Genomic DNA, 21,018 nt, shown 5'->3' on the forward strand with positions numbered 1-21,018 from the left:
CTTGAGACGCTTCGCGCGTGCCGATGCCGCGCGCGAGCCTGATTGGCGAACATGTTCAGAAACGTCACGATTCGCGGCGGACTCGCCGCCACCATTGCCGGCTGCACGTTCCTGCTGATGTCGGTCATTGCGGCAGCCGTGCTGGCGCTCGTCACCAGCAACGCGGCGATCGACGCGATGTACCGCGACGACACGGCCGCCGTCGTGCACCTGAAGACGAGCTCCGAGCGATTGCTGATGTTCCGGTTGGGCATGGCCGACGTCGAGCAGCTGATCAGCGCGGGCAAGCCGGCCGCTGCCGAGATCAAGCGGCTCCATGCGCTGCTCGACGCGAGCAACCGCGAGCTGGCGGCATACCGGTCGCTTCACGAGCCGGACGCGCCGGAGCGCAAGCTGCTCGATGCGCTGGCCGGCAAGCGCGACCGGCTGTTGTCGCAGGCGTTCGCGAAAGGCCTCGGGCAGCTCGACAACGAGAACTTCGTCGATTTCCTGAGCACCCAGCGCGAGATGCCGGCCGCGTGGTTCGACGAGTATCAGCAGGCCCTGACCGCGCTCGAGGAATTCCAGGTGCAGCGCCAGCGCGCGCGTTTCGAGCATGCGGCCGCTCGGTTTCACATGACACTGTGGGCGTTCGGCGCGGCCGGGCTGATCGCGCTGGTCGCGGGCATCTTCGCCCATCGCGCGCTGACGCGGGCGATCGTGACGCCGATCGATGCCGCCGTCGCGTCGTTCGCGAAGATCGCGGCGGGCGATCTCACCGGGCGGGCCGCGGCCGGGGGCGGCAACGAGATGGATCGCCTGCTCGATGCGCTGAACGAGATGCGGCAGGGACTCGTGGCGGTGGTGCGTCAGGTCAGGAGCGGAACCGACGCGATCAGGCTCGATGCGCGCGCGATCGCGCACGGCAACCGCGACCTGTCGATGCGCGCCGGCGATCAGGCCGAGTCGTTGCAGCAGGCCGCCGCGAGCATCGAGCAACTGACGGCGACCGTGCGCCAGAACGCGGACAACGCGCACGATGCGAGCACGCTGGCGACGCGCGCGTCGGACATCGCGACGCGCGGCGGCGACGTCGTGCGTCAGGTCGTCCGGACGATGGACGCGATCGCCGACAGCTCGATGCGCGTCGTCGGCATCGTCGGCGTGATCGAGAGCATCGCGTTCCAGACCAACATCCTGGCGCTGAATGCGGCGGTGGAAGCCGCCCGCGCGGGCGAGGAGGGCAGGGGTTTCGCGGTGGTCGCGAGCGAAGTGCGGCTGCTCGCGCAGCGATCGGCCGCCGCGGCGAAGGAAATCAAGGAGCTGATCGCCGCGTCGACCCGCAATGTCCACGACGGAAGCGAACTGGTCGTGCGCGCCGGCACGACGATGGACGAGATCCTGAAAGCGGTGGCCAGTGTGAACGCGATCATGGCCGACATCAGTCTCGCGTCGCGCGAGCAGACGACCGGCATCGAACTGGTGAACGCGAGCGTCACGCAAATGGAGGCGACGACCCATCACAATGCCGCGCTCGTCGAGTCTGCGTCGACGGCGGCCGCATCGCTCGAAACGCAAAGCGAGCGCCTGTACGCGGCCGTGTCGCTGTTCCGCGTCGATGACGCCATGCCCGCCGGCTGACGGCGACCGTCGTCGACGAATGGGACAGGCTGAGCGACTCGATGCGTGCCGGCGCGTGCGCTATTTCGACGCCCGCCTCGCCGGCGTCCGGAACTGATCGGCCAGCTCGCGCCGGAACACGTCGAGCACCTCGTTGTCGTCGGCGTTCTTCGACGTCGCGAGCTGGAACTCGATCGCGTAGCTCATCCTGTTCGCGAGGAGCCTGCGCATCTTTCCGGCCGCCTCCCACGGCGCCGCGATATGGTCGGGAAGAAAGCCGAGATGCGCGCCGGACAGCACGAACACGACGTCGGCGTCGACGTTCTCCGAGAACGCGGTGGGCGGCCGGCCGCGCAGCCGCGAGGCCGGCGTGCTCATCCGGTACAGGCGCGCGACGGTGCTCGCCTGCGCGATGTCGTCGATGCCGACCGTCGGCTTCGTGAAGAGCGGATGCGCGGCGCCGCAGAACAGCGCCTGCTGCTCGACGAACAGCGGCGCGTAGTTCAGCCCGGCGTGGCGTCCCGAGAAATAGCCGATCGCGAGCTGGACCTCGTCCTTGACGAGCTTGCCTTCGAGCTCGTCGGGCGGCAGCGCGGCCATTTCGATCAGCACGTCGGGCGCGCGCTCGCGGAAGCGGCCGACGGCCCGCGCGATCGATTCGACGACGTCCGGCGCGAGCCGCTCGGACATCCCGATGCGCAGTTCGCCGAGCAGCGTGTCGGACACCTCCTGCGTGTCGCGCGTGAAGGTGTCCAGCGCCTGCAGCAGCCGGCGCGTGGACTGCAGCACGCGCTCGCCCTTGGGCGTCAGCCGGAACCCGCTCTTGCCCCGTTCGCACAGCCGAAACCCGACGCGCGTCTCGAGCTTCGCCATCTGCGTGCTGATCGTGGACTGCGCCATGCCGAGCCGGCCTTGCGCCGCGCTGAACCCGCCGCTCTCGACGATCGTCACGAACAGCCTGAGCAACTGCAGGTCCATGTCTCTCAATTGGGTGAGCATGGTGATACATCGCGATTCGTTAAAGTCAACTTATGATAGTTCATGTTTTTCGTTGGATGGCGGCGCTGCAGAATCCGGGTTGACGTCGCATGCGCGACCCGCCTCCGTCCGATGAAAGGAACCCGCCCGATGAGCAGCAACGATCTCGCCTTTACCCGTTCGAGCCTGTACGGCACCCAGGTCGAAGCCAATTTCGCCGGCGCGACGAGCTTCATGCGCCGCCGCTACAGCCGCGATCTCGCGGGCGTCGACCTGGTCTTCACCGGCGTGCCGTTCGATGCGGCCGTCACGCACCGGCCCGGCACGCGCTTCGGCCCGCGCGGGCTGCGCGTCGCGTCGACGGGGATCGCGTGGGAGCGTCCGTGGCCGTGGGAATTCGACCCGTTCGACGTGCTGGCGGCGGTCGACTACGGCGATTGCGCATTCGACGCCGGGCGGCCCGAAACGGTGCCGGACGCGATCGAGCGGCACGCGGACGAGATCCTGAAGCACGGCTGCGCGATGCTCACGCTCGGCGGCGACCACTTCATCACCTATCCGCTGCTGAAGGCGCATGCGAAGCTTCACGGGCCGCTGTCGCTCGTGCATTTCGACGCGCATACAGACACCTGGCCCGATCCGGACGGGAAACGGATCGATCACGGCACGATGTTCTTCCACGCGGCCAACGAGGGCCTGGTGGTGCCCGGGCGATCGGTGCAGGTCGGCATCCGGACGACCAACGACGAGCCGATGGGGTTCGACATCGTGGACGCGCGGCAGGTGCATCGCGCGACGCCCGAGGCGGTTGCCGCGCGCATCCGCGAACGCGTCGGCGATCATCCGGTCTACCTGACGTTCGACATCGACTGCCTCGATCCGGCCTTTGCGCCGGGCACGGGCACGCCGGTGTCGGGCGGCCTGTCGAGCCATCAGGCGCTCGAGATCCTGCGTCACCTGCGCGGCATCAACCTGGTCGGCATGGACGTGGTCGAAGTGTCGCCGCCGTACGATCACGCGGAGATCACGTCGCTCGCGGGGGCGACGATCGCGATGGAGATGGTGTGCCTCTACGCGTGGCGGCATCGGCAGGCGCGACCGCAAGGTTGAGGGCATGACGGACCTCACGTATCGCAAGGCCGTGCCGCAAGACGCGGCCGCGTGCATCGCGATCCGCGGACGGACCCGCGAGAACGCGTTTTCCGAAGCGCAGCTGCGGGCACTGGGCATTACCGTCGACACCTGGGGCGCCGGGATCGCGGACGGCAGTTGTCCCGGCTACGTGTGCTGTGCGGGCGGCGCGATCGCCGGCTATTGCTTCGGCGAACGCGACACCGGCGAAATCGTCGTGCTTGCGCTGTTGCCCGAGTACGAGGGCGCGGGTGTCGGCAAGACGCTGCTGCGGCTCGTGGTCGACGACTTCCGGGCGCGCGGGTTCGTGAAGCTCTTCCTCGGCTGCTCGACCGATCCGGCGGTGCGCTCTCATGGCTTCTACCGCCATCTTGGCTGGACGCCGACGGGCGAGCGGGATGCCGCCGGCGACGACATCCTCGAGCTTCGGCTCGATTGAGCCGGCCTGGCCGGGCGCGGGGCAGCATGCCGCATATGACGAAAGACGGGGCGCGACGGCCGGCGCGCGGCGTCCTAAGATGAATGCATTCCCCTTCCGCAACGGGCCCCTTCCGTGTGCACCAACTACCGCGCGCCGGACGAAGATCCGGGCATCAGCGAACTGAAGCTCGGCATCGGCGACCTGTTTCGCCGCGATCCGTGGGAGCCCGACGTGTATCCGGACTACGCGGCGCCGATCGTGTGCGCCGACGGCGACGGCGTCGCGGCCGTGAAGGCGGTGTTCGGCTTCTGGCCGAAGTTCATGCAGCCGGAGCGCGTCGACGACGACGGCCGCAAGCAGAAGAAGCTCGACACGATGAACGCGCGCGCCGAGACGGTCGGGACGTCGCGGCTGTACGGCAAGGCATGGCGCGACGGCCAGCGCTGCCTGGTCCCGGCGTGCTGGGTCTGCGAGCCGTGCTACGAAACGGGCCGCAACGTCTGGCACCGGATCGGCGTCATCGGCTGGCAGACGTATTGTGTCGCCGGCATCTGGCGGCGCTATGCGCGCGACGACGGCCAGCCGGTGATCGGCATGGCGATGCTGACGGTCAACGCCGACGGTCACCCGGTGTTCGCGCGGATGCACCGGCCCGGCGACGAGAAGCGGGGCGTCGTGATCCTGCGCGGCGGCGACTACGACGAATGGCTGCACACGACGAACGCCGACGCCGCGCGCCTGATGCTGCAACTGCTGCCGGCCGGCGAGATGGCGGCGGAGCCGAATCCGAAATAGCGGCGGCGGCGTTCTCAAGGTCCGTTCGGACGATTTCGATATTCGGCCGATCTCGGGTAATTCCTGATTCCCTACAAGTTGTATATACAAAATGATCCGCAGGCAATATCGGCACGCGTGCGTGTCGACGCGCCAGCGTGCTGACCGTGCGTGCATGGCGCAGGCCGGCGATCCACGGCGTTCGACCGAGTTCCACCGCGACGAGTCGTTAAGGGCGGCTCGGCAGGTGCGTTGTTTCGATGGATGTGTTTGCGATCCTGAGCAATTTGGAGATAACTCCGTGTCAACTCATTCCAGCGGGAAAGCCGGCGGCAGCCTGATCGAAGTCCGTTCGATCGATTTCATCCCCGACGCCGAGCGCCACGGCGGGCTGCTCAGCCAGTTCACGCTCTGGCTGTCCGCCAACATGCAGATCACGGCGATCGTGACGGGCGCACTGGCGGTCGTGCTCGGCGGCGACGTGTTCTGGTCCCTGGTCGCGCTGCTGCTCGGGCAGCTGATCGGCGGCGCGGTGATGGCGCTGCACGGCGCGCAGGGGCCGCAGCTCGGCCTGCCGCAGATGATCTCGAGCCGCGTGCAGTTCGGCGTGTACGGCGCGATGATCCCGATCGTGCTCGTGTGCCTGATGTACGTCGGCTTTTCCGCGAGCGGCTCGGTGCTGGCGGGGCAGGCGGTCGCGCAGCTGCTGCACGTCGACGACGCGACCGGCATCCTGCTGTTCGCCGCCGTGATCGTCTGCCTGACCGTGTGTGGCTATCGGGCGATCCACTTCGTCGGCCGCATCGCGAGCGTGATCGGCATCCTCGCGTTCGTGTACATGTTCGCGCAGCTGTTCGCGAATCACGACGTCGGCGCGCTGCTCGCGAACCGGCATTTCTCGCTCGCGAGCTTCCTGCTGTCGATGTCGTTGTCCGCGTCGTGGCAGATCGCGTTCGGGCCGTACGTCGCCGACTATTCGCGCTATCTGCCGCGCTCGACGTCGTCGGTGCGCACGTTCCTCGCGGTGGGCCTCGGGTCGGTGCTCGGCGCGCAGGCGGCGATGGTGTTCGGCGTGTTCGCCGCGGCGCTGGCCGGCAGCCGGTTCGCGCATCACGAGGTCGCCTATATCGTCGGGCTCGGCTCGACGGGCGCCGTCGCGGCGCTGCTGTACCTCAGCATCGCGTTCGGCAAGGTCACCGTGACGGCGCTCAACGCATACGGCAGCTTCATGTCGATGGCGACGATCGTCAGCGGCTTTCGCGGCAAGGGCGCGGTGTCGTCGAAGAGCCGCCTCGCGTACATCTTCGGGATGATCTGCGTGTCGACGCTGCTCGCGCTGGCCGGCCGCCACTCGTTCCTGAAGGAATTCACCGCGTTCATCCTGTTCCTGCTCGCGTTCTTCACGCCGTGGAGCGCGATCAACCTCGTCGACTACTACTGCTTCACGAAGTCGCGCTACGACGTGCCCGCGCTGTCCGATCCGGACGGCCGCTACGGGCGCTGGAACGTGATGGCGATCACGATCTACGTGGTCGGCGTGCTCGTGCAGCTGCCGTTCATGTCGACGCACATCTACACGGGCCCGCTGGTCGATGCGCTGGGCGGCACCGACATCTCGTGGATCCTCGGGCTGCTCGTGCCCGCCGTGCTGTACTACATCGGCGCGCGCGCGTCGCGCCGCCAGATTCCCGAACGGCTGATCCTCCCGCTCGAACGCGGCGAGATCCAGCACTGATTGGGAAGGGGAAGGGCGTCCGGCCGGGACGGAGCCGGGCGCTGCGATGCGTGTTACGTGTTACGCGTTCGTCGCGAGCGACGCGCGCCGACGTTGCACGACCTGCAGCGCGACGAGCGCAAGCCCGGCGAGCGCGATCAGCGCGCCGGCCAGCGGCACCGCCGCATAGTCGAACCCGCCCGAGATCGCCGCGCCGCCGGCCGCCGCGCCGAGCGCATTGCCGAGGTTGAACGCGCCGACGTTGACCGACGACGCGAGCCCCGGCGCTTCGGACGCGGCGCGCATCACGCGCATCTGCAGCGGCGGCACGACCGCGAACGTCGCGACGCCCCACACGAGCAGCGCGACCGCCGCGCCCGCCTGCGTCGCGGCGAGCGCCGGGAACGCGAGCATCACGGCGATCAGCAGCAGCAGGAAGCCGATCAGGCTGCCGTCGAGCGAGCGGTCCGCGAGCCGGCCGCCCGCGATGTTGCCGATCGTGAAGCCGATGCCGATCAGCACCAGCATCGCGGTCACGAAGCCGGGCGTCGCGCCCGTCAGGTTCGCGAGCGTCGGCGCGACGTAGGTGTACAGCGTGAACATCGCGCCGGCGCCGAGCACCGTCGTCGCGAGCGCGCCGAGCACGACTGGGCGCGTGAGCACCGCGAGTTCGGCGCGCAGGTTCGGCATCTTGCCGGCCTCGCCCCTGGGCAGCGCGGCGAACAGGCCCGCGATCGCGATCAGGCCGAGGCCCGCGGTCGCCGCGAACGACATCCGCCAGCCGATCGCGTGGCCGAGCCACGTCGCGGCTGGCACGCCGCCGACGTTCGCGATCGTGAGGCCCATGAACATCGTCGCGACCGCGCTCGCCTGCTTGTCGCGCGGCACGAGGCTCGCGGCGACCACCGAGCCGAGCCCGAAGAACGCGCCGTGATTCAGGCTCGTGACGAGCCGCGCGAGCAGCAGCGTCGTGTAGTTCGGCGCGATTGCGGACAGCAGGTTGCCGATCGTGAAGATGCTCATCAGCGCGATCAGCGCGGAGCGCCGCGGCCAGCGCGCGAGCAACAGCGTCATCAGCGGCGCGCCGGCCATCACGCCGATCGCATACGCACTGATCAGCATGCCGGCGGTCGGGATCGACACGTGGACGCCGTCGGCGATCACGGGCAGCAGGCCCATCGGCGAAAACTCGGTGGTGCCGATGCCGAACGCGCCGGCGGCAAGCGCCAGCAGCGGCAGCGCGGCGCGGCCGGCCGTGCGTGACGTAGAGGAGGTTGGGGGATTCACGTAAGGGGCTCCGGGGGGGCGGGCGGCAGCGGGGGCGGGCATCGCCGGGTCCGGCCGGCCGTTGATGGCAGGACGGAGTGTGCCCGCTTTACTTTTGCGGAAAAAGCCGCGTTCGATCGAAATTATTTTGATTCTGAATCAACAATGAAGGCCGGGCCCGCGCCCGCGCCCATAAAAAAGCCTCGGAAACGGGCGGACCGTGACCGAGGCGTCAAGGCATCCTCTCATAGGCACGAGGAATGGATGCGCGCGCAGTATATTTCGAGATATAACAATTGGAAATAGCGCGCGATGGCCGATTTTCGAGGAATATTTCAAATTCCCGACAACCCGGTTGCCGGCGTCGTGAAACTGCAAATCGGACGATATCGCGGCGGCCGTCGCGTGACCGGATCGATCCGCGTCGGGCAGGTTCCGGACGACCAGGCCGGATGGTGCCAACTCGGCATGCGACACGCCCGCCGCGCCTGCGCGTTTCGTTTTTGAAACATACCGGCGGCGCAGCGGGCGGTTGGCAGCACTGCGCCGAACCGTAAGAAAAATGTCGGCTTCGTCGGCTTGGCGCGGTGCTGGGCCGGGCGGGACGAACGCGCGACGCGGACGGCAGCGTGGCGTTTTTTTTCGCCTCTTTCGAGCGTGCGCCTGTTTCATCCCCGTAACCGATCGTATGGGCCGACTGCGCACGGCGGCGCTGTGCGCGTCCACGGCGCATGCGGCATGCGGTTGCCGATCCGGTGGCATGGAACGTGCTCCCTCATCGAGCGTAACGACAGGTACCGAACGGAGGGCCGCAACGGATCGACATCCCGGCGACGACAGGCTTCCGGCGACGCGAACACGGAGGCAGGCGAACGACGGGCGAGAACATGAACGGGGTGCCGTCGGAACGGCCATCCGCCCGCGAGAGGCGATGCCGTGCGACGGCGTGCGATCGATCGACGCGCAATTCCTGCGCTCGGGGCGGGTGCGGCGGCGACGCGCTGTCGGGCAGCGCGTCGTCCGGCCGGTGGGAGAAAGACAATGAGGGATTTCGTGGTCGCAGTGCTGTGGCTTGGCCCGTTGTCGGTGCTGCTTTACCTGTCGGACGTCGACGTCCGGCAGGTCGTTGCGCAGATCCCGGACTACCTGCGGCATCTGGTGGCGATGTTCTTCAGCTGACGAAGGGCGGGACGGATCGGCCGTGGGCCGGACGGTACCGAGGCGCACGGGTGGTCCGCGCGCCGCGGCATCGTCGCGTTCACGCGCCGGCCGTCGCGTGCAGCGCCGCGAGGAACTGCCGCACGACCGGCGAGACCGCATGGCCGTCGTACACGAATTCGACGTCGAAGCGCTCGGCGAGCGTGTCGAGCGCGACCAGCCGCACGGTGCCCGGACACGACGGCGCCGCGCTTTCCGGCACGAACGCGCAGCCCATCCCGGCCGCGACGAGCCCGATCAGCGTCGGGACGTCGCTGCCGACCTGCGCGATCCGCGGCGTAAAGCCTTCTCGCTGGCACCGTTCGATCAGGAACCGGTGATGCGCGGCGGATCGTTGCGGATCGAACCACACGAACGGCGCGTCGGCGAGCTCGGCCAGCCGGGCCGGCGCGCGCACGCGGCGGCCCGGCGTGGACGGCATCGCGAGCACGAACCGGTCGCTCAGCAGCCGCGCGCCCGCCAGTTGCGGCGCTTCGTCCCGGCGCCACGCCATGATCCCGCCGTCGAGCTCGCCGCGCGCGATCGCGGCCGCCTGTTCGGCCGACAGCATCGGCGCGATCGACAGCTTCACGTGCGGGCATGCATCCCGGAACGCCTTGAGCACGTTCGACACCACCGGCAGCGGCAAATAGTTCGGCAGCACGCCGAGCCGCAGCTCGCCGAGTTCGCCGGCCGCGCTGCGCAGCGCGCGCTCGCGGCTGTCGCGCAGGTCGGCGAGCAGGCGCGTCGCATCCCGCAGAAAGCTCGCGCCGGCCACCGTGAGCGAGACGCCGGTCGCGCGGCGGACCAGCAGCGGGGTGCCGATCGCGTCCTCGAGCTCGCGGATCTGCCGGGACAGCGCGGGCTGCACGATCCCGACCGCGCGGGCGCCCGCCATCACGCTGCCGGCTTCCGCGACCGCGACGAAGTAGCGCAGATGGCGTAATTCGACTTGTCGCATGCGGCTCCTGTCCGTCGATGAAGATATGCCTGCCAAGCATAGCAGTCGGCATCCGATGGTATTGGAAGGCATGGCGCGCGCGACGTAGCATGGACGGCGTCATTTCACCCGTGCGCGCCTCATTCCCATGCCGCTTCATGTCCAGACCCCCTATCTTCGATCGCATGCCGCATCCCGCCGGCTCGGCAAGGACGTGCTGCTCAAGATCGAGGCGATGCAGCCGTGCGGCTCGTTCAAGCTGCGCGGCGTCGGCGCGGTCTGCGACGCGCGGCGTGCCGCCGGCGCCCGGCGGTTCGTGTCGTCTTCGGGCGGCAACGCAGGCATCGCGGTCGCGTATGCGGGCCGCGAACTCGGCGTGCCCGTGCTCGTGGTGGTGCCGGAAAGCACGTCCGCGCGCGCACGCGAGCTGATCCGCGTCGAAGGCGCGGAGCTGGTCGTGCGCGGTGCGTCCTGGGCGGAGGCGAATGCGTTCGCGCAGTCCGTGCTCGGCCCGCACGACGCGTTCGTGCACCCGTTCGACGATCCGGTGCTGTGGCAGGGCCACGCGACGATGATCGACGAGATGGCCGCGGCCGGGCCGAAGCCCGACGCGGTCGTGCTGGCGGTCGGCGGCGGCGGGCTGCTGTGCGGCGTGCTGGAGGGGCTTGCGCGCAACGGCTGGGGCGACGTGCCGGTCGTCGCGGTTCAGACCGAAGGCGCGGACTGCTATGCGCGCTCGGTTGCGCTGGGGCGGCCCGTCGAATTGCCGGAAATCACCAGCGTCGCGACGTCGCTCGGCGCGAAGCGGCCCTGCGACGCCGCGCTCGCGTGGGCGACGCGGCATGCGATCGACACCGTCGTCGTGTCCGATGCGGCAGCGGTGGCCGCGTCGCTACGGTTCCTCGACGAGCACCGGATCGTGGTGGAGCCGGCTTGCGGCGCCGCGCTGGCCGCGCTCGACACGGCAACGCCCGCGCTGGCCGCCGCGTCGCGCATCGCGGTGATCGTCTGCGGCGGGGTGACGGCGACGGTCGAGCACCTGCACGCGTTGAATAGCCGGGGGCGCGAAACGGGAAGGGGGCGGTGAAGGGTGTTTGCGTGACGCCGCGCCGCACGTGCGGCGGCGCGGGCGTCGACCGGACGTGACTCAGCTTGCGCGGCGTGCGCCCGACGACACCGGCGCAGCGGCCTCGATGGTCGTGACGGGCGAGGGGGCGGGCGCCTTGTCGGCCGGCGTGGTCGAGACCGGCGCGGGGACGGGGGGCTGAGCGGGCGCCGAGGCGGGAGCGGACGCAGGAGCGGCAGCCGATGCCGGAGCCGGAGCTGGCGTGGACGCCGGTGCGGCCGCGGATGCGGGAGCCGGCTTGGACGCAGACGTGGCCGCCGATGCGGAAGAGGAGGCCGATGCAGGCACGGCCGTCGCCGCCGGTGCGGAAACCGGGGCCGACGCGGGCGAGCCGGCAGAGGCCGGCGCGACTGCCGAAGCCGCCGCGGCCGCCGCACCGGATGCCTGCCCCGGAGCGGCCGCCCGCACCGCCGGAACCGCTGCCGCGGAACCCGGCGCGCCGGACGCCGGCGCGGCAGCGGACGCCGGCACCGGCGGCGCGGCCGGCGTCGGCACGGCCGGCGTCGTCATCTTGATCGGTTCGCCCTGCGGCGTCGGCGCGGGCTCGGGCAGCGGCGCGACGTGCTCCTTCTCCGCGGCCTTGACGGTCGCGCGGTCGCGGCGGGCCGGATCGACCTTCAGGAAATGGTCGACGAGGTTGAAGAAGCGCTCGTAGAACACGCCGGCCGGAATCGTCTCGCTCGCGGTCTTCACGAGCGCGTCGTCGCTCGAGCCGATCGGCAGCGACAGCGAGCCGAACACGCTGAGGCCGACGCTCGCCGACGTGTTGGACTTCTTGAGCGTGTAGCGGTCCTGCACCGCGTTCACGTACGCGATGCTGGACGTGCCGTCCGTGTTCGCGTCGGCGCACACGACGTGAAACTCGATCACGACGTGCATGTCGTTGCTGGGCTGGAAATTCTTGCTGCCGTCGATCGCGTCGGAACGGGACGACGACGCGACATAGCCCTGGCTCAGCAGCGCGCGGCGCGCGGCTTCGCAGGTCGCATCGGATTTCGCGTGAAACGTGTGCGAGTACGGGCTGCTCGTCACGTCGAACTGCTCCTGCTGATAGATCGGCTTGGGCGGCGACGAGCACGCCGCCAGCACGGCCGCGGCCGCGAGCGCGCACGAAACGGGGAACAGGCGAATTCGGTTGTGCATGGCGTCTTTCAAAAGGCTCGGCCGGTTGCCGCGCCGGGACTGCGCGCGCATTGCGCGAAGGTCGGATGGTTGCCGGGCGCGCAAGCGCGCGGCCGGCAGAACCTGTCAGGCAGGCGCGAGGCAATCTCGCGAGGCCGGGGCGCTATTATAGTTTCGTTTCACGTCGCGCTTGCGTTAGGGCCGCGCATCGCGCGCAACGGCCAGCAAGCGCGCCGTCAGCGGATGCTGCTCGCCGCGCCGCGAGCGGATCGCGTGGATCTCCTCGGTCACGTCGCCGGCGCGCCCCAGCCGCCGCACTCCCCTCAATAGCGACGCATCGTTCGCGCCCAGTTCGCTCAACGGAAACACGCCGAGGCCGCGCGCCGCGAACACCGCCATCAGTGCGCTGTCCTCGAATTCGCCGGCGATGCGCGGCACGATGCGTTCCGATTCCAGCCAGCGGTCGAGCCGGTCGCGCAGCGCGGAATGCGCGGTCGGCAGCAACAGCGGCAGCTCGGCGAGGCACTGCGGAAAGCGCTGGCGCGCGGCCTGCGTGACGAGCGCCGCGGGGCCGTACCAGTCGACCGGCGACGCGACGAGCCGCTCGCTCGTCACCCGCAGGTTCGCGTTGGGCGGTGCGCCCTGGCCGGCGAGCACCAGGTCGAGATGATGCAGCGCGAGCTCCGCGAGCAGCGCGTCGTGCTCGCCTTCGTGGCACAGGAGCCGCAGCGCGGGCGTGTCGAGCACCGGCGCAAGGATGGCGTGCGCGGCCAGCTTCGAGATGCCGTCCGACAGCCCGACCGCGAGCCGCACCGTCGGCTGGCTCGCGGCGGCGCGCACCTCGTCGGGAATCCGCCGTCCGAGCTCGAAGATCGCCTCCGCGCGCGCGAACGCCGCGCGGCCGGCGTCGGTCATCGCGACGCCGCGTCCCGCCGGCCCGAGTAGCTGATGGCCGAGCGACTTCTCCAGCTCGCGCACCTGCGCGCTGATCGTCTGCACCGCCATGTCGAGCCGTTCGGCCGCGCGCGCGAAGCCGCCTTCCTTCACGACGACCCAGAAGTAGTACAGATGTCGAAAATTCAGCATCGGATCGATATTTCGGAAAAACCGAACCAAAAGTCAGATTGTCGCTGATTTTTTCGAAGCATGCGGATGCCGATAATCGGGTTTTCCACCTTCGTTTTCCCGAACCTCATGGACTATCTGCTGACGCTTGCCGCCGATCCCGCCGTATGGGCCGCGCTCCTGACGCTCGTCGTGATGGAAGTCGTGCTCGGCATCGACAACCTGATCTTCATCTCGATCCTCAGCAACAAGCTGCCCGAAGCGCAGCGCGCCCGCACGCAGCGGCTCGGCATCGGCCTTGCGCTCGTGATGCGGCTCGCGCTGCTCGGCACCGTCGCGTGGATCGCGCGCCTGACCGAGCCGGTGTTCTCGCTGTTCGACCATGCGTTCTCGTGGCGCGACATGATCCTGCTGGCGGGCGGCCTGTTCCTCGTCTGGAAGGCGACCATCGAGATCCATCATCACGTGTCGCGCGACGGCGGCGCCGCCGGCGCGTCGAACGGCGCGCCCGGCCTGACGATGTGGGCGGCGGTCGGCCAGATCCTGATGCTCGACATCGTGTTCTCGATCGACAGCATCGTGACCGCGATCGGCATGACCGAGCACATCCCGATCATGTTCGTCGCGGTGATCGCCGCCGTGACCGTTATGCTGTTCGCCGCGCAGCCGCTCGCGCGCTTCATCGACCGCAACCCGACGATCGTGATGCTCGCGCTGTCGTTCCTCGTCGTGATCGGCATGACGCTGATCGCCGAAGGCTTCGGCTCGCACGTGCCGAAGGGCTACATCTACGCGGCAATGGCGTTCTCGGCGTTCGTCGAGGGCATGAACATGCTGGCGCGGCGCGCGAAGGCGAAGCGTGCGGCGCAGGCGTCCGGGCGCTGAACGCGCGGCAATGGCGTCGCGCCTGGCGGAACTGGCTGGCGCAGGCTCGCGCGAGCGGGATCGAACCGCTCCAGCGCTTTGCTAACAAACTGGCCGACTACTGGCGCGGCATCCTCTCGCGAGTACGCTGGCCGATGCACACCGGCCAGCTCGAAGGCATCAACAACCGCATCAATGTCATGAAGCGTATGGCCTACGGTTACCGCGACAGTGCCTACTTCTTCCTCAAGATCAAGGCCGCCTATCCCGGTAATCCGTGAAGAACCAAAAAATGCCCCGTCAGGCCGTGTGCCTGACGGGGCATGTCACGTGCGGGCCGCGTGCGGCGTCACGCGTTGCCGGCCGCGACCTCGATGCGGCGCGGCTGCGCTGCTTCGCGCCGCGGGATCGTCAGCGTCAGCACGCCGTCGCGCAGGTTCGCGGCGATGTTCGACGTATCGAGATCCGGGCTCAGCGTGAACGCGCGCGCAAAGCGCGGCGCACGCAGTTCGGCGTGCCGGACCCGCAGCTCGGTGGGCAGGTCGATGTGCACCTGCGCATCGATCGACAGCGTGTTGTCATGCACCTTCACGTCGAGGTTTTCGCGCGGCACGCCGGGCAGATCCGCGCGCAGCGTGACGCCGCGGCGGTCCTCGACGATGTCGACGGCCGGCGCGATCGCGGGCGCACGCGCGGCCGTGGCAGCGGCTCCGGGTTGGACGTTGGGCGATTGACGTTCGGTGACGGGCTGGCTGATGTTCATTTCGCTCTCCTCGTGATCAGTGGACCGCGATCGCGCGCGGCTTCGACGTTTCGCGCCGGCCGATGCGGATCAGCAGGCAGCCGTTCTCGTAGCGCGCGCTCACGTTATCCGGATCGGCGTTGCGCGGCAGCTCGACGACGCGGCGGAACGCGCCGTGGAAGCGCTCCTGCGCATACGTGCGCACGTCGTCCCCTTCGCTGCGCGGCGCCGGCTTGCGTTCGCCGCCGATCGTCAGCAGATCCTTGTCGATCGACACGTCGAAGTCCGTCGCGGCCATGCCCGGCGCGAACACGACGATCTCGATCGCATCGTCGGTCGCGCCGACGTTGAGCGCGGGGAACGCGCCTTGCCGCGCCGCGCGGATGCTGGACGGCGATTCGCCGAACAGGTCCGTCATCTGGCGCTGCATGCGGGCCAGTTCATTGAAGATGTCGTTGCCGAATGGGAAACCGCTCATGTTCGTGTCCTCCGTAACAGACGGGCTTCATGCCTTCGAAATGCGCCGCGCAGGGTGCGCGATTGCGCTCACGGCACGTAATTAGTGGCCGCCGCCGCGCATTTCAAGTGGCCGGCGTCAGGTGCGCGCGCACGATTCGATGCGACAATCGCCGCGCCATCCAACGAGACAAAGGGGCCGAAGCAACATGAACGAGAACATCGGACGCATCGCCGTCGTCGGCGCCGGCGTGATCGGCGCGAGCTGGGCGGCCTTCTATCTGTCGAAGGGATTCGACGTCGTCGCGACCGATCCGGCGCCGGACGCCGACACGCGGTTGCGCGACGCGCTCGCCGCGTTTCTCGGCGACGAGGCCGCGGCGCTGACGCAGCGGCTCACGTTCGACGCCGACCTTGCGCGCGCGCTCGACGGCGTCGATTTCGTGCAGGAGAACGGCCCCGAGCGGCTCGACCTGAAGCGCGCGCTGTACCGGCAGATGGACGACGTGCTGCCCGCAAGCGTGCTGATCGCATCGAGCTCGTCGGGTCTCAAGATGTCCGACATCCAGACCGCGTGCGCGCAGCATCCGGAACGCTGCCTGATCGCGCATCCGTTCAATCCGCCGCACCTGATCCCGCTCGTCGAGCTGGTTGGCGGCGCGGCGACCGCCCCGGACGCGATCGCGCGCGCGAAGGCGTTCTACGACGCGCTCGGCAAGGAAACCATCGTCCTCAACAAGGAAACGGCCGGCCACGTCGCGAACCGGCTTGCGGCCGCGCTGTTCCGCGAGGTGTACCACCTCGTCGGCGAGGGCGTCGTCAGCGTCGCCGACGCGGACAAGGCGGTCGCGTGGGGCCCCGGGCTGCGCTGGGGACTGATGGGCCAGTGCCTGACCTATCACCTCGGCGGCGGCGCGGGCGGGATCGCGCACTTCCTCGAGCACCTGTCCGGCCCGATGACGAGCTGGTGGGACGATCTCGGCACGCCGTCGTTCGATCCGGACGTCGACCGCAAGCTGATCGACGAACTCCGCGCGATCCAGGGCGCGCGCTCGATGCAGGAACTCGCCGCCGAGCGCGACCGGCTGCTCGTCGAGCTGATCGACGCGCGGCGGCGCAGCTTCCTGCCCTGAGCGGTTGTCGCGCGCGCGGCGCTGGCGCTACTGCTGCGACGCCGGCTGCTGCGCCTGCATCGCCCACGCGGGCCGCACCGCGTCGAGCCGTTCGCGGTTGCGCGCGCGGGTCGCGTCGCTCGGCGGATAGTCGGCGTCGGTGGTCGGCAGGTCGCCTTCGAGATAGGCCTGCTTCAGTTCGGCGAGGACTTCCGCGCGGGTCTTGCCCTGCGCGGGCGGGGTCGCATCGGTCTGGGCGAAGGCGGGGGACAGCAGCGCGGCGGCGGCGGCCGCGACGACGAATCGCATGAGGTTCATGGGGCGCTCCGAAAGAGGGGACGGGACAACGGACGGGCGGCGCGGGGCCGTGCGTTCCGATGGGTCCCATTGTCGCGAGCGGGTGCTGCGCGGACGCTGACGCGTCCCGGGCAGGATTGTCAGCGGGCGGCGGACGTGGAGCGGGCCGCCCGGCCGGCGCGTTGCGACCGCACGTTACAGCCCGGCCGCGGCGGCGACCAGCGTTGCCTCCAGTGCAAGCGTCGAGCGCGACGCGGCGGCGGGGCGGTCGATCACGTATTCGAGCTCGCCGAGCTCGGGCAGCCCCGCGTCGAGCCGCGCGAGCCCGGCCGGAATCACGTAGCCCGCGAACGCGCTGACGCCGAGCCCCGCGCTGGCGGCCGCGCGCAGCACCGCGACGCTGCTGCTCACCACCGCGATCCGGTACGGCCGGCCGATCGCGTCGAGCGTTTCGAGCACGCGGCGCCGCGACACGCTCGGCTCCGGATGCAGCGCGAGCGGCAGCACCGTCTCGTGGCCGGTGATCCGCGATTCGGGGCCGGCGCACCAGTACAGCGGCTCGCTGCGGATCACGCGGCCGCGCCGGCTGCCGGCGATCCGCTTCGCGAATACGAGGTCGTGCCGGCCTTCGTCGAGCGCGTCGAACAGGTCGCCGGACAGCCCGGTCGCGATCGCCAGCTCGACGTCCGGGTTGCGCTGCACGAAGCTCGCGAGCGCGGCGGTCAGGTGCGCCGACGCGAAATCCTCCGACATCGCGAGCCGCACCTTGCCCGACAGCGGCGGCCCGCACACCGACGTGACGGCCTCGTCCATCAGCTCGAGGATGCGCACCGCGTAGCGCAACAGCGCGTCGCCGTGCTGCGACAGGCGCACGTTGCGGGTGTCGCGCTCGAACAGCGGCCGGTCGAGCAGCTCCTCGAGGCGGCGGATGTGCTGGCTGACGGTGGACTGCGACAGGCTCACGCGCTCGGACGCGGCGGTGAAGCTGCCGGACTGGGCGACGGCGACGAAGCTGCGCAGCAGCTCGGGCGGTAACGGACGCATTGCTAAACCCACTGAATCGGTTTCGACAACTTCATAAATGGCCGGATTTTGCGGCGCTAGTATCGGCTCACGCCCCACGCCGGCGGCTGCTTCGGGCAGTCTACGGCATCCGGGCGCGGACCCGAAGCCGCATCATCCCATCGACCGCCCGAGAATGCGCTCGCACGACGAGCCGCCGGGGCCGCGGCGCACCGCCGCGGGAGACACCTGGAAGGAGACGAGACTCATGATCATCTACGGAACCGCGCTGCTTGCGTTCTGCCATCTGGCCGGGCTGTTCCTCGGCGACCTGCTGGGCGCCGCGATCGGCGTGAAGACCAACGTCGGCGGCGTCGGCATCGCGATGCTGCTGCTGATCGGCCTGCGTCTTTACCTGCACCGCCGCGGCTGGCTGCCGAAGGAGACCGAGGCCGGCGTCGGCTTCTGGGGCGCGATGTACATCCCGGTCGTCGTCGCGATGGCCGCGAACCAGAACGTCGTCGCCGCGCTGAAGGGCGGGCCGGTCGCGCTGCTGGCCGCCGTCGGCGCGGTCGCGATCTGCGCGGGCTGCATCGCGGTGCTCGCGCGCACCGGCCGCGACGACACGGCGTTCGCCGTCGTCCCGCAATTCGACCAGCAATGACGGAGGCCGCGATGCTGCAGATGCTCGAAAGAACCGTTGCCCATAACGGCCTCGTCGCGTCGTTCGCGCTCGTCGGCCTGGTCATGTGGATCGCGTCGATCGCGTCGCACAAGCTCACGTTCGGCCGCGTGCACGGCTCGGCGATCGCGATCCTGATCGGCCTCGCGCTCGCGTATGTCGGCGGTGCGTTCACCGGCGGCGCGAAGGGCATCGCCGACGTGCCGCTGTTCGCCGGCGTCGGCCTGATGGGCGGCGCGATGCTGCGCGATTTCGCGATCGTCGCGACCGCGTTCGAAGTGCAGCCGACCGAGGCGAGGAAGGCCGGAATGGTCGGCGTGCTGTCGCTCCTGCTCGGCACCGTGCTGCCGTTCATCGTCGGCGCGTGCGTCGCCCGCGCGTTCGGCTATACGGACGCGGTCAGCATGACGACGATCGGCGCGGGCGCCGTCACCTACATCGTCGGGCCGGTCACCGGCGCCGCGATCGGCGCGAGCTCCGACGTGATCGCGCTCAGCATCGCGACCGGGCTCGTGAAGGCGATCATCGTGATGGTCGGCACGCCGCTCGCGGCCGGTTTCATGGGGCTGAAGACGCCGCGCTCCGCGATGATCTTCGGCGGCCTCGCGGGCACCGTGAGCGGCGTGAGCGCGGGCCTCGCCGCGACCGACCGCCGGCTCGTGCCGTACGGCGCGCTGGTCGCGACGTTCCACACCGGCGTCGGCTGCCTGCTCGGGCCGTCGGTGCTGTTCTTCGCGACGCGCGCGCTGGCCGGCGCGTGACGCGACGCGCATCCATCGCGGCGGCCTCTGGGTCGCATTGGACATCATCATCAATCGACGGCGGCGGCCGGCTTAGAATGCCGCTGAACCGAATCACGAGCAGGCTTGGCAGGAGAACTCTATGACGGGATGGAATCACGCGCGACTTGCGCGCGATGCCCGCCTCGCGGCCGGCGCGCACCTCGCGCGGGGCAAGCGGGTCGACGCGCGCGACGCCGTGGCATTGCTGGAAGCCGTGCTGCGGCCGGGCGACCGGGTCTGCCTCGAAGGCGACAACCAGAAGCAGGCCGACCTGCTCGCGACGGCGCTCGCCGACGTCGACAGCGCGAAGGTGCACGACCTGCACATGGTGCAGTCGGGCGTCGTGCTGCCCGAGCATCTCGACGTGTTCGAGCGGGGCATCGCGAAGCGCCTCGATTTCGCCTATTCGGGCCCGCAGTCGCAGCGGATCGCCAAGCTGCTGTTCGGCGGCAAGATCGCGCTCGGCGCGGTGCACACGTACCTCGAACTGTTCGCGCGCTACTTCATCGACCTCACGCCTCAGGTCGCGCTGATCGCCGCGGTCAGCGCGGACGCCGACGGCAACCTGTACACCGGCCCGAACACGGAGGACACGCCGACCGTCGTCGAGGCCACGGCCTTCAAGGACGGCATCGTGATCGCGCAGGTCGACCGCATCGTCGACAAGGTGCCGCGCGTCGACATCCCGGGCGACCGCGTGCATTTCGTCGTCGAAGCCGGGCGGCCGTTCTACGTCGAGCCGCTGTTCACGCGCGACCCGGCCGCGATCACCGAGACCCAGATCCTGACCGCGATGCTCGCGCTCAAGGGCATCTACCAGCCGTACGGCATCAAGCGCCTGAACCACGGGATCGGCTTCAACACCGCGGCGATCGAGCTGCTGCTGCCGACCTACGGCGAGAAGCTCGGGCTGAAGGGCAAGGTCGGCACGCACTGGGCGCTCAATCCGCACCCGACGCTGATTCCCGCGATCGAATCGGGCTGGGTCGAGCAGATCCACTGCTTCGGCTCCGAAGTCGGGATGGACGACTATATCCGCGCGCGCTCCGACGTGTGGTTCACGGGCGCCGACGGCTCGCTGCGCTCGAACCGCGCGTTCTGCCAGACGGCCGGCCTCTACGCGTGCGACATGTTCATCGGCTCGACGCTGCAGATCGACCTGTCCGGCCATTCGTCGACGGTCACGGCCGAGCGCATCGCCGGCTTCGGCGGCGCGCCGAACATGGGCAGCGACGCGCGCGGCCGGCGCCATCCGAGCGAGCCGTGGCTGAAGGCGGGCGAGGAGGCCGACCCCGACACGCCGGCGGCGCTGCGGCGCGGCCGCAAGCTCGTCGTGCAGATCGGCGAGACCTTCGGCGACAAGAACGTGCCGATGTTCGTCGAGAAGCTCGATGCGCTGAAGCTCGCCGACAAGCTGCAGCTCGATCTCGCGCCGATCATGGTGTACGGCGACGACGTCACGCACATCGTCACCGAGGAAGGGATCGCGAACCTGCTGATGTGCCGCGACAGGGACGAGCGCGAGCAGGCGATTCGCGGCGTCGCGGGCTATACGGAAGTCGGCCGCGGCCGCGACCGGAAGATGGTCGAGCGGCTGCGCGAGCGCGGCGTGATCCGGCGCCCGGAGGATCTCGGCATCGATCCGCTCGACGCGGACCGCCGCTGGCTCGCCGCGCGCTCGATCAAGGATCTCGTGCACTGGTCGGGCGGGCTGTACGCGCCGCCGGCGCGGTTCCGCAACTGGTAAG

22 protein-coding genes and 1 pseudogene are annotated in these 21,018 nt (G+C 69.6%); 14 read left to right on the plus strand and 9 right to left on the minus strand.

The features are described from left to right. Window positions 1-51: 51 nt before the first annotated feature. Window positions 52-1,620, plus strand: a complete 1,569-nt coding sequence (locus KY49_RS04760; RefSeq protein ID WP_042584559.1) for a methyl-accepting chemotaxis protein — start codon at window positions 52-54, stop codon at window positions 1,618-1,620. 60 nt (window positions 1,621-1,680) lie between these two features. Here the strand turns inward: KY49_RS04760 and KY49_RS04765 are convergent, their stop codons facing one another. Next, window positions 1,681-2,598 (minus strand): LysR family transcriptional regulator, encoded by a 918-nt coding sequence (locus tag KY49_RS04765; protein WP_042583570.1) that lies wholly within the window; start codon window positions 2,596-2,598, stop codon window positions 1,681-1,683. A gap of 129 nt (window positions 2,599-2,727) precedes the next feature. Here KY49_RS04765 and speB point away from each other — a divergent pair, with 129 nt between their 5' ends. The 4 genes from speB (at window position 2,728) to KY49_RS04785 (ending at window position 6,638) form a co-directional block, all read left to right on the plus strand. Continuing rightward, a complete protein-coding gene (gene speB / locus KY49_RS04770; RefSeq protein ID WP_042583571.1) occupies window positions 2,728-3,687 on the plus strand; it encodes an agmatinase in 960 nt (319 codons plus the stop codon). 4 nt (window positions 3,688-3,691) lie between these two features. Further along, the gene (locus tag KY49_RS04775; RefSeq protein WP_042583572.1) at window positions 3,692-4,147 is read left to right on the plus strand and encodes a GNAT family N-acetyltransferase; all 456 of its coding nucleotides are present in this window, start codon (window positions 3,692-3,694) and stop codon (window positions 4,145-4,147) included. A 114-nt stretch (window positions 4,148-4,261) separates the two neighbouring features. Continuing rightward, entirely contained in the window at window positions 4,262-4,924 is a 663-nt protein-coding gene (locus tag KY49_RS04780; protein ID WP_042583573.1) for an SOS response-associated peptidase family protein, read from the plus strand. A 280-nt stretch (window positions 4,925-5,204) separates the two neighbouring features. Then, window positions 5,205-6,638: a purine-cytosine permease family protein gene (locus KY49_RS04785; protein ID WP_042583574.1), complete on the plus strand. Its 1,434-nt coding sequence runs from the start codon at window positions 5,205-5,207 to the stop codon at window positions 6,636-6,638. 60 nt (window positions 6,639-6,698) lie between these two features. Here the strand turns inward: KY49_RS04785 and KY49_RS04790 are convergent, their stop codons facing one another. Further along, window positions 6,699-7,904, minus strand: coding sequence for an MFS transporter (locus tag KY49_RS04790; protein WP_042583575.1), 1,206 nt, complete (start codon window positions 7,902-7,904; stop codon window positions 6,699-6,701). A 291-nt stretch (window positions 7,905-8,195) separates the two neighbouring features. Between KY49_RS04790 and KY49_RS36875 the strand changes: the two genes are divergently transcribed. Next, window positions 8,196-8,390, plus strand: coding sequence for a hypothetical protein (locus KY49_RS36875; protein ID WP_156162427.1), 195 nt, complete (start codon window positions 8,196-8,198; stop codon window positions 8,388-8,390). Between the two features lie 534 nt (window positions 8,391-8,924). Then, a complete protein-coding gene (locus KY49_RS38030) occupies window positions 8,925-9,062 on the plus strand; it encodes a hypothetical protein (protein WP_010092727.1) in 138 nt (45 codons plus the stop codon). Window positions 9,063-9,141: 79 nt separating this feature from the next. Here the strand turns inward: KY49_RS38030 and KY49_RS04795 are convergent, their stop codons facing one another. After that, on the minus strand, window positions 9,142-10,041 hold the full coding sequence (locus KY49_RS04795) for a LysR family transcriptional regulator (protein WP_042583576.1): 900 nt from the start codon (window positions 10,039-10,041) through the stop codon (window positions 9,142-9,144). Window positions 10,042-10,168: 127 nt separating this feature from the next. Here KY49_RS04795 and KY49_RS04800 point away from each other — a divergent pair, with 127 nt between their 5' ends. Next, window positions 10,169-11,107 (plus strand): pyridoxal-phosphate dependent enzyme, encoded by a 939-nt coding sequence (locus tag KY49_RS04800; RefSeq protein ID WP_042583577.1) that lies wholly within the window; start codon window positions 10,169-10,171, stop codon window positions 11,105-11,107. Window positions 11,108-11,167: 60 nt separating this feature from the next. On the opposite strand, the gene KY49_RS04805 is transcribed toward KY49_RS04800, so the two are convergent. Beyond that, on the minus strand, window positions 11,168-12,289 hold the full coding sequence (locus KY49_RS04805; RefSeq protein ID WP_042583578.1) for a DUF2242 domain-containing protein: 1,122 nt from the start codon (window positions 12,287-12,289) through the stop codon (window positions 11,168-11,170). 174 nt (window positions 12,290-12,463) lie between these two features. Further along, window positions 12,464-13,354, minus strand: coding sequence for a LysR family transcriptional regulator (locus KY49_RS04810; protein WP_042583579.1), 891 nt, complete (start codon window positions 13,352-13,354; stop codon window positions 12,464-12,466). A gap of 108 nt (window positions 13,355-13,462) precedes the next feature. Between KY49_RS04810 and KY49_RS04815 the strand changes: the two genes are divergently transcribed. Together KY49_RS04815 and KY49_RS35105 are read left to right on the plus strand one after the other, a co-directional pair. Further along, complete coding sequence (locus KY49_RS04815; protein ID WP_042583580.1) at window positions 13,463-14,218, plus strand: TerC family protein; 756 nt, start codon at window positions 13,463-13,465, stop codon at window positions 14,216-14,218. Window positions 14,219-14,229: 11 nt separating this feature from the next. Continuing rightward, window positions 14,230-14,478, plus strand: a pseudogene (locus KY49_RS35105) (transposase); the annotation flags it as partial. A gap of 68 nt (window positions 14,479-14,546) precedes the next feature. Here the strand turns inward: KY49_RS35105 and KY49_RS04820 are convergent. Both KY49_RS04820 and KY49_RS04825 read right to left on the minus strand, forming a co-directional pair. Beyond that, window positions 14,547-14,960, minus strand: coding sequence for an Hsp20/alpha crystallin family protein (locus KY49_RS04820; protein WP_042583581.1), 414 nt, complete (start codon window positions 14,958-14,960; stop codon window positions 14,547-14,549). A 16-nt stretch (window positions 14,961-14,976) separates the two neighbouring features. After that, a complete protein-coding gene (locus KY49_RS04825; protein WP_042583582.1) occupies window positions 14,977-15,417 on the minus strand; it encodes an Hsp20/alpha crystallin family protein in 441 nt (146 codons plus the stop codon). 187 nt (window positions 15,418-15,604) lie between these two features. Between KY49_RS04825 and KY49_RS04830 the strand changes: the two genes are divergently transcribed. After that, a complete protein-coding gene (locus tag KY49_RS04830) occupies window positions 15,605-16,528 on the plus strand; it encodes a 3-hydroxyacyl-CoA dehydrogenase NAD-binding domain-containing protein (RefSeq protein ID WP_042583583.1) in 924 nt (307 codons plus the stop codon). A 27-nt stretch (window positions 16,529-16,555) separates the two neighbouring features. Here KY49_RS04830 and KY49_RS04835 read toward each other — a convergent pair whose 3' ends face one another. Together KY49_RS04835 and KY49_RS04840 are read right to left on the minus strand one after the other, a co-directional pair. After that, complete coding sequence (locus KY49_RS04835; RefSeq protein ID WP_042583584.1) at window positions 16,556-16,825, minus strand: DUF4148 domain-containing protein; 270 nt, start codon at window positions 16,823-16,825, stop codon at window positions 16,556-16,558. A 174-nt stretch (window positions 16,826-16,999) separates the two neighbouring features. Then, a complete protein-coding gene (locus KY49_RS04840) occupies window positions 17,000-17,848 on the minus strand; it encodes a LysR substrate-binding domain-containing protein (protein WP_042583585.1) in 849 nt (282 codons plus the stop codon). Between the two features lie 226 nt (window positions 17,849-18,074). Here KY49_RS04840 and madL point away from each other — a divergent pair, with 226 nt between their 5' ends. The 3 genes from madL to mdcA all read left to right on the plus strand — a co-directional run bounded on the left by madL (window position 18,075) and on the right by mdcA (window position 21,017). After that, window positions 18,075-18,470: a malonate transporter subunit MadL gene (gene madL / locus KY49_RS04845; RefSeq protein WP_042584560.1), complete on the plus strand. Its 396-nt coding sequence runs from the start codon at window positions 18,075-18,077 to the stop codon at window positions 18,468-18,470. 11 nt (window positions 18,471-18,481) lie between these two features. After that, window positions 18,482-19,249, plus strand: a complete 768-nt coding sequence (madM, locus tag KY49_RS04850; protein WP_042584561.1) for a malonate transporter subunit MadM — start codon at window positions 18,482-18,484, stop codon at window positions 19,247-19,249. A 121-nt stretch (window positions 19,250-19,370) separates the two neighbouring features. Then, entirely contained in the window at window positions 19,371-21,017 is a 1,647-nt protein-coding gene (gene mdcA, locus KY49_RS04855; RefSeq protein ID WP_042583586.1) for a malonate decarboxylase subunit alpha, read from the plus strand. Window position 21,018: the final 1 nt, after the last annotated feature.

Source organism: Burkholderia sp. MSHR3999, from assembly GCF_000833595.1.
Taxonomy (GTDB): domain Bacteria; phylum Pseudomonadota; class Gammaproteobacteria; order Burkholderiales; family Burkholderiaceae; genus Burkholderia; species Burkholderia ubonensis.

Coding starts and splice junctions, on each gene's coding strand:
- KY49_RS04760 (WP_042584559.1), top strand. CDS start 52: ATGTTCAGAAACGTCACGATTCGCGGCGGACTCGCCGCCACCATTGCC.
- KY49_RS04765 (WP_042583570.1), bottom strand. CDS start 2,598: ATGCTCACCCAATTGAGAGACATGGACCTGCAGTTGCTCAGGCTGTTC.
- speB (WP_042583571.1), top strand. CDS start 2,728: ATGAGCAGCAACGATCTCGCCTTTACCCGTTCGAGCCTGTACGGCACC.
- KY49_RS04775 (WP_042583572.1), top strand. CDS start 3,692: ATGACGGACCTCACGTATCGCAAGGCCGTGCCGCAAGACGCGGCCGCG.
- KY49_RS36875 (WP_156162427.1), top strand. CDS start 8,196: ATGGCCGATTTTCGAGGAATATTTCAAATTCCCGACAACCCGGTTGCC.
- KY49_RS38030 (WP_010092727.1), top strand. CDS start 8,925: ATGAGGGATTTCGTGGTCGCAGTGCTGTGGCTTGGCCCGTTGTCGGTG.
- KY49_RS04795 (WP_042583576.1), bottom strand. CDS start 10,041: ATGCGACAAGTCGAATTACGCCATCTGCGCTACTTCGTCGCGGTCGCG.
- KY49_RS04800 (WP_042583577.1), top strand. CDS start 10,169: ATGCCGCTTCATGTCCAGACCCCCTATCTTCGATCGCATGCCGCATCC.
- KY49_RS04805 (WP_042583578.1), bottom strand. CDS start 12,289: ATGCACAACCGAATTCGCCTGTTCCCCGTTTCGTGCGCGCTCGCGGCC.
- KY49_RS04810 (WP_042583579.1), bottom strand. CDS start 13,354: ATGCTGAATTTTCGACATCTGTACTACTTCTGGGTCGTCGTGAAGGAA.
- KY49_RS04815 (WP_042583580.1), top strand. CDS start 13,463: ATGGACTATCTGCTGACGCTTGCCGCCGATCCCGCCGTATGGGCCGCG.
- KY49_RS04820 (WP_042583581.1), bottom strand. CDS start 14,960: ATGAACATCAGCCAGCCCGTCACCGAACGTCAATCGCCCAACGTCCAA.
- KY49_RS04825 (WP_042583582.1), bottom strand. CDS start 15,417: ATGAGCGGTTTCCCATTCGGCAACGACATCTTCAATGAACTGGCCCGC.
- KY49_RS04830 (WP_042583583.1), top strand. CDS start 15,605: ATGAACGAGAACATCGGACGCATCGCCGTCGTCGGCGCCGGCGTGATC.
- KY49_RS04835 (WP_042583584.1), bottom strand. CDS start 16,825: ATGAACCTCATGCGATTCGTCGTCGCGGCCGCCGCCGCCGCGCTGCTG.
- KY49_RS04840 (WP_042583585.1), bottom strand. CDS start 17,848: ATGCGTCCGTTACCGCCCGAGCTGCTGCGCAGCTTCGTCGCCGTCGCC.
- madL (WP_042584560.1), top strand. CDS start 18,075: ATGATCATCTACGGAACCGCGCTGCTTGCGTTCTGCCATCTGGCCGGG.
- madM (WP_042584561.1), top strand. CDS start 18,482: ATGCTGCAGATGCTCGAAAGAACCGTTGCCCATAACGGCCTCGTCGCG.
- mdcA (WP_042583586.1), top strand. CDS start 19,371: ATGACGGGATGGAATCACGCGCGACTTGCGCGCGATGCCCGCCTCGCG.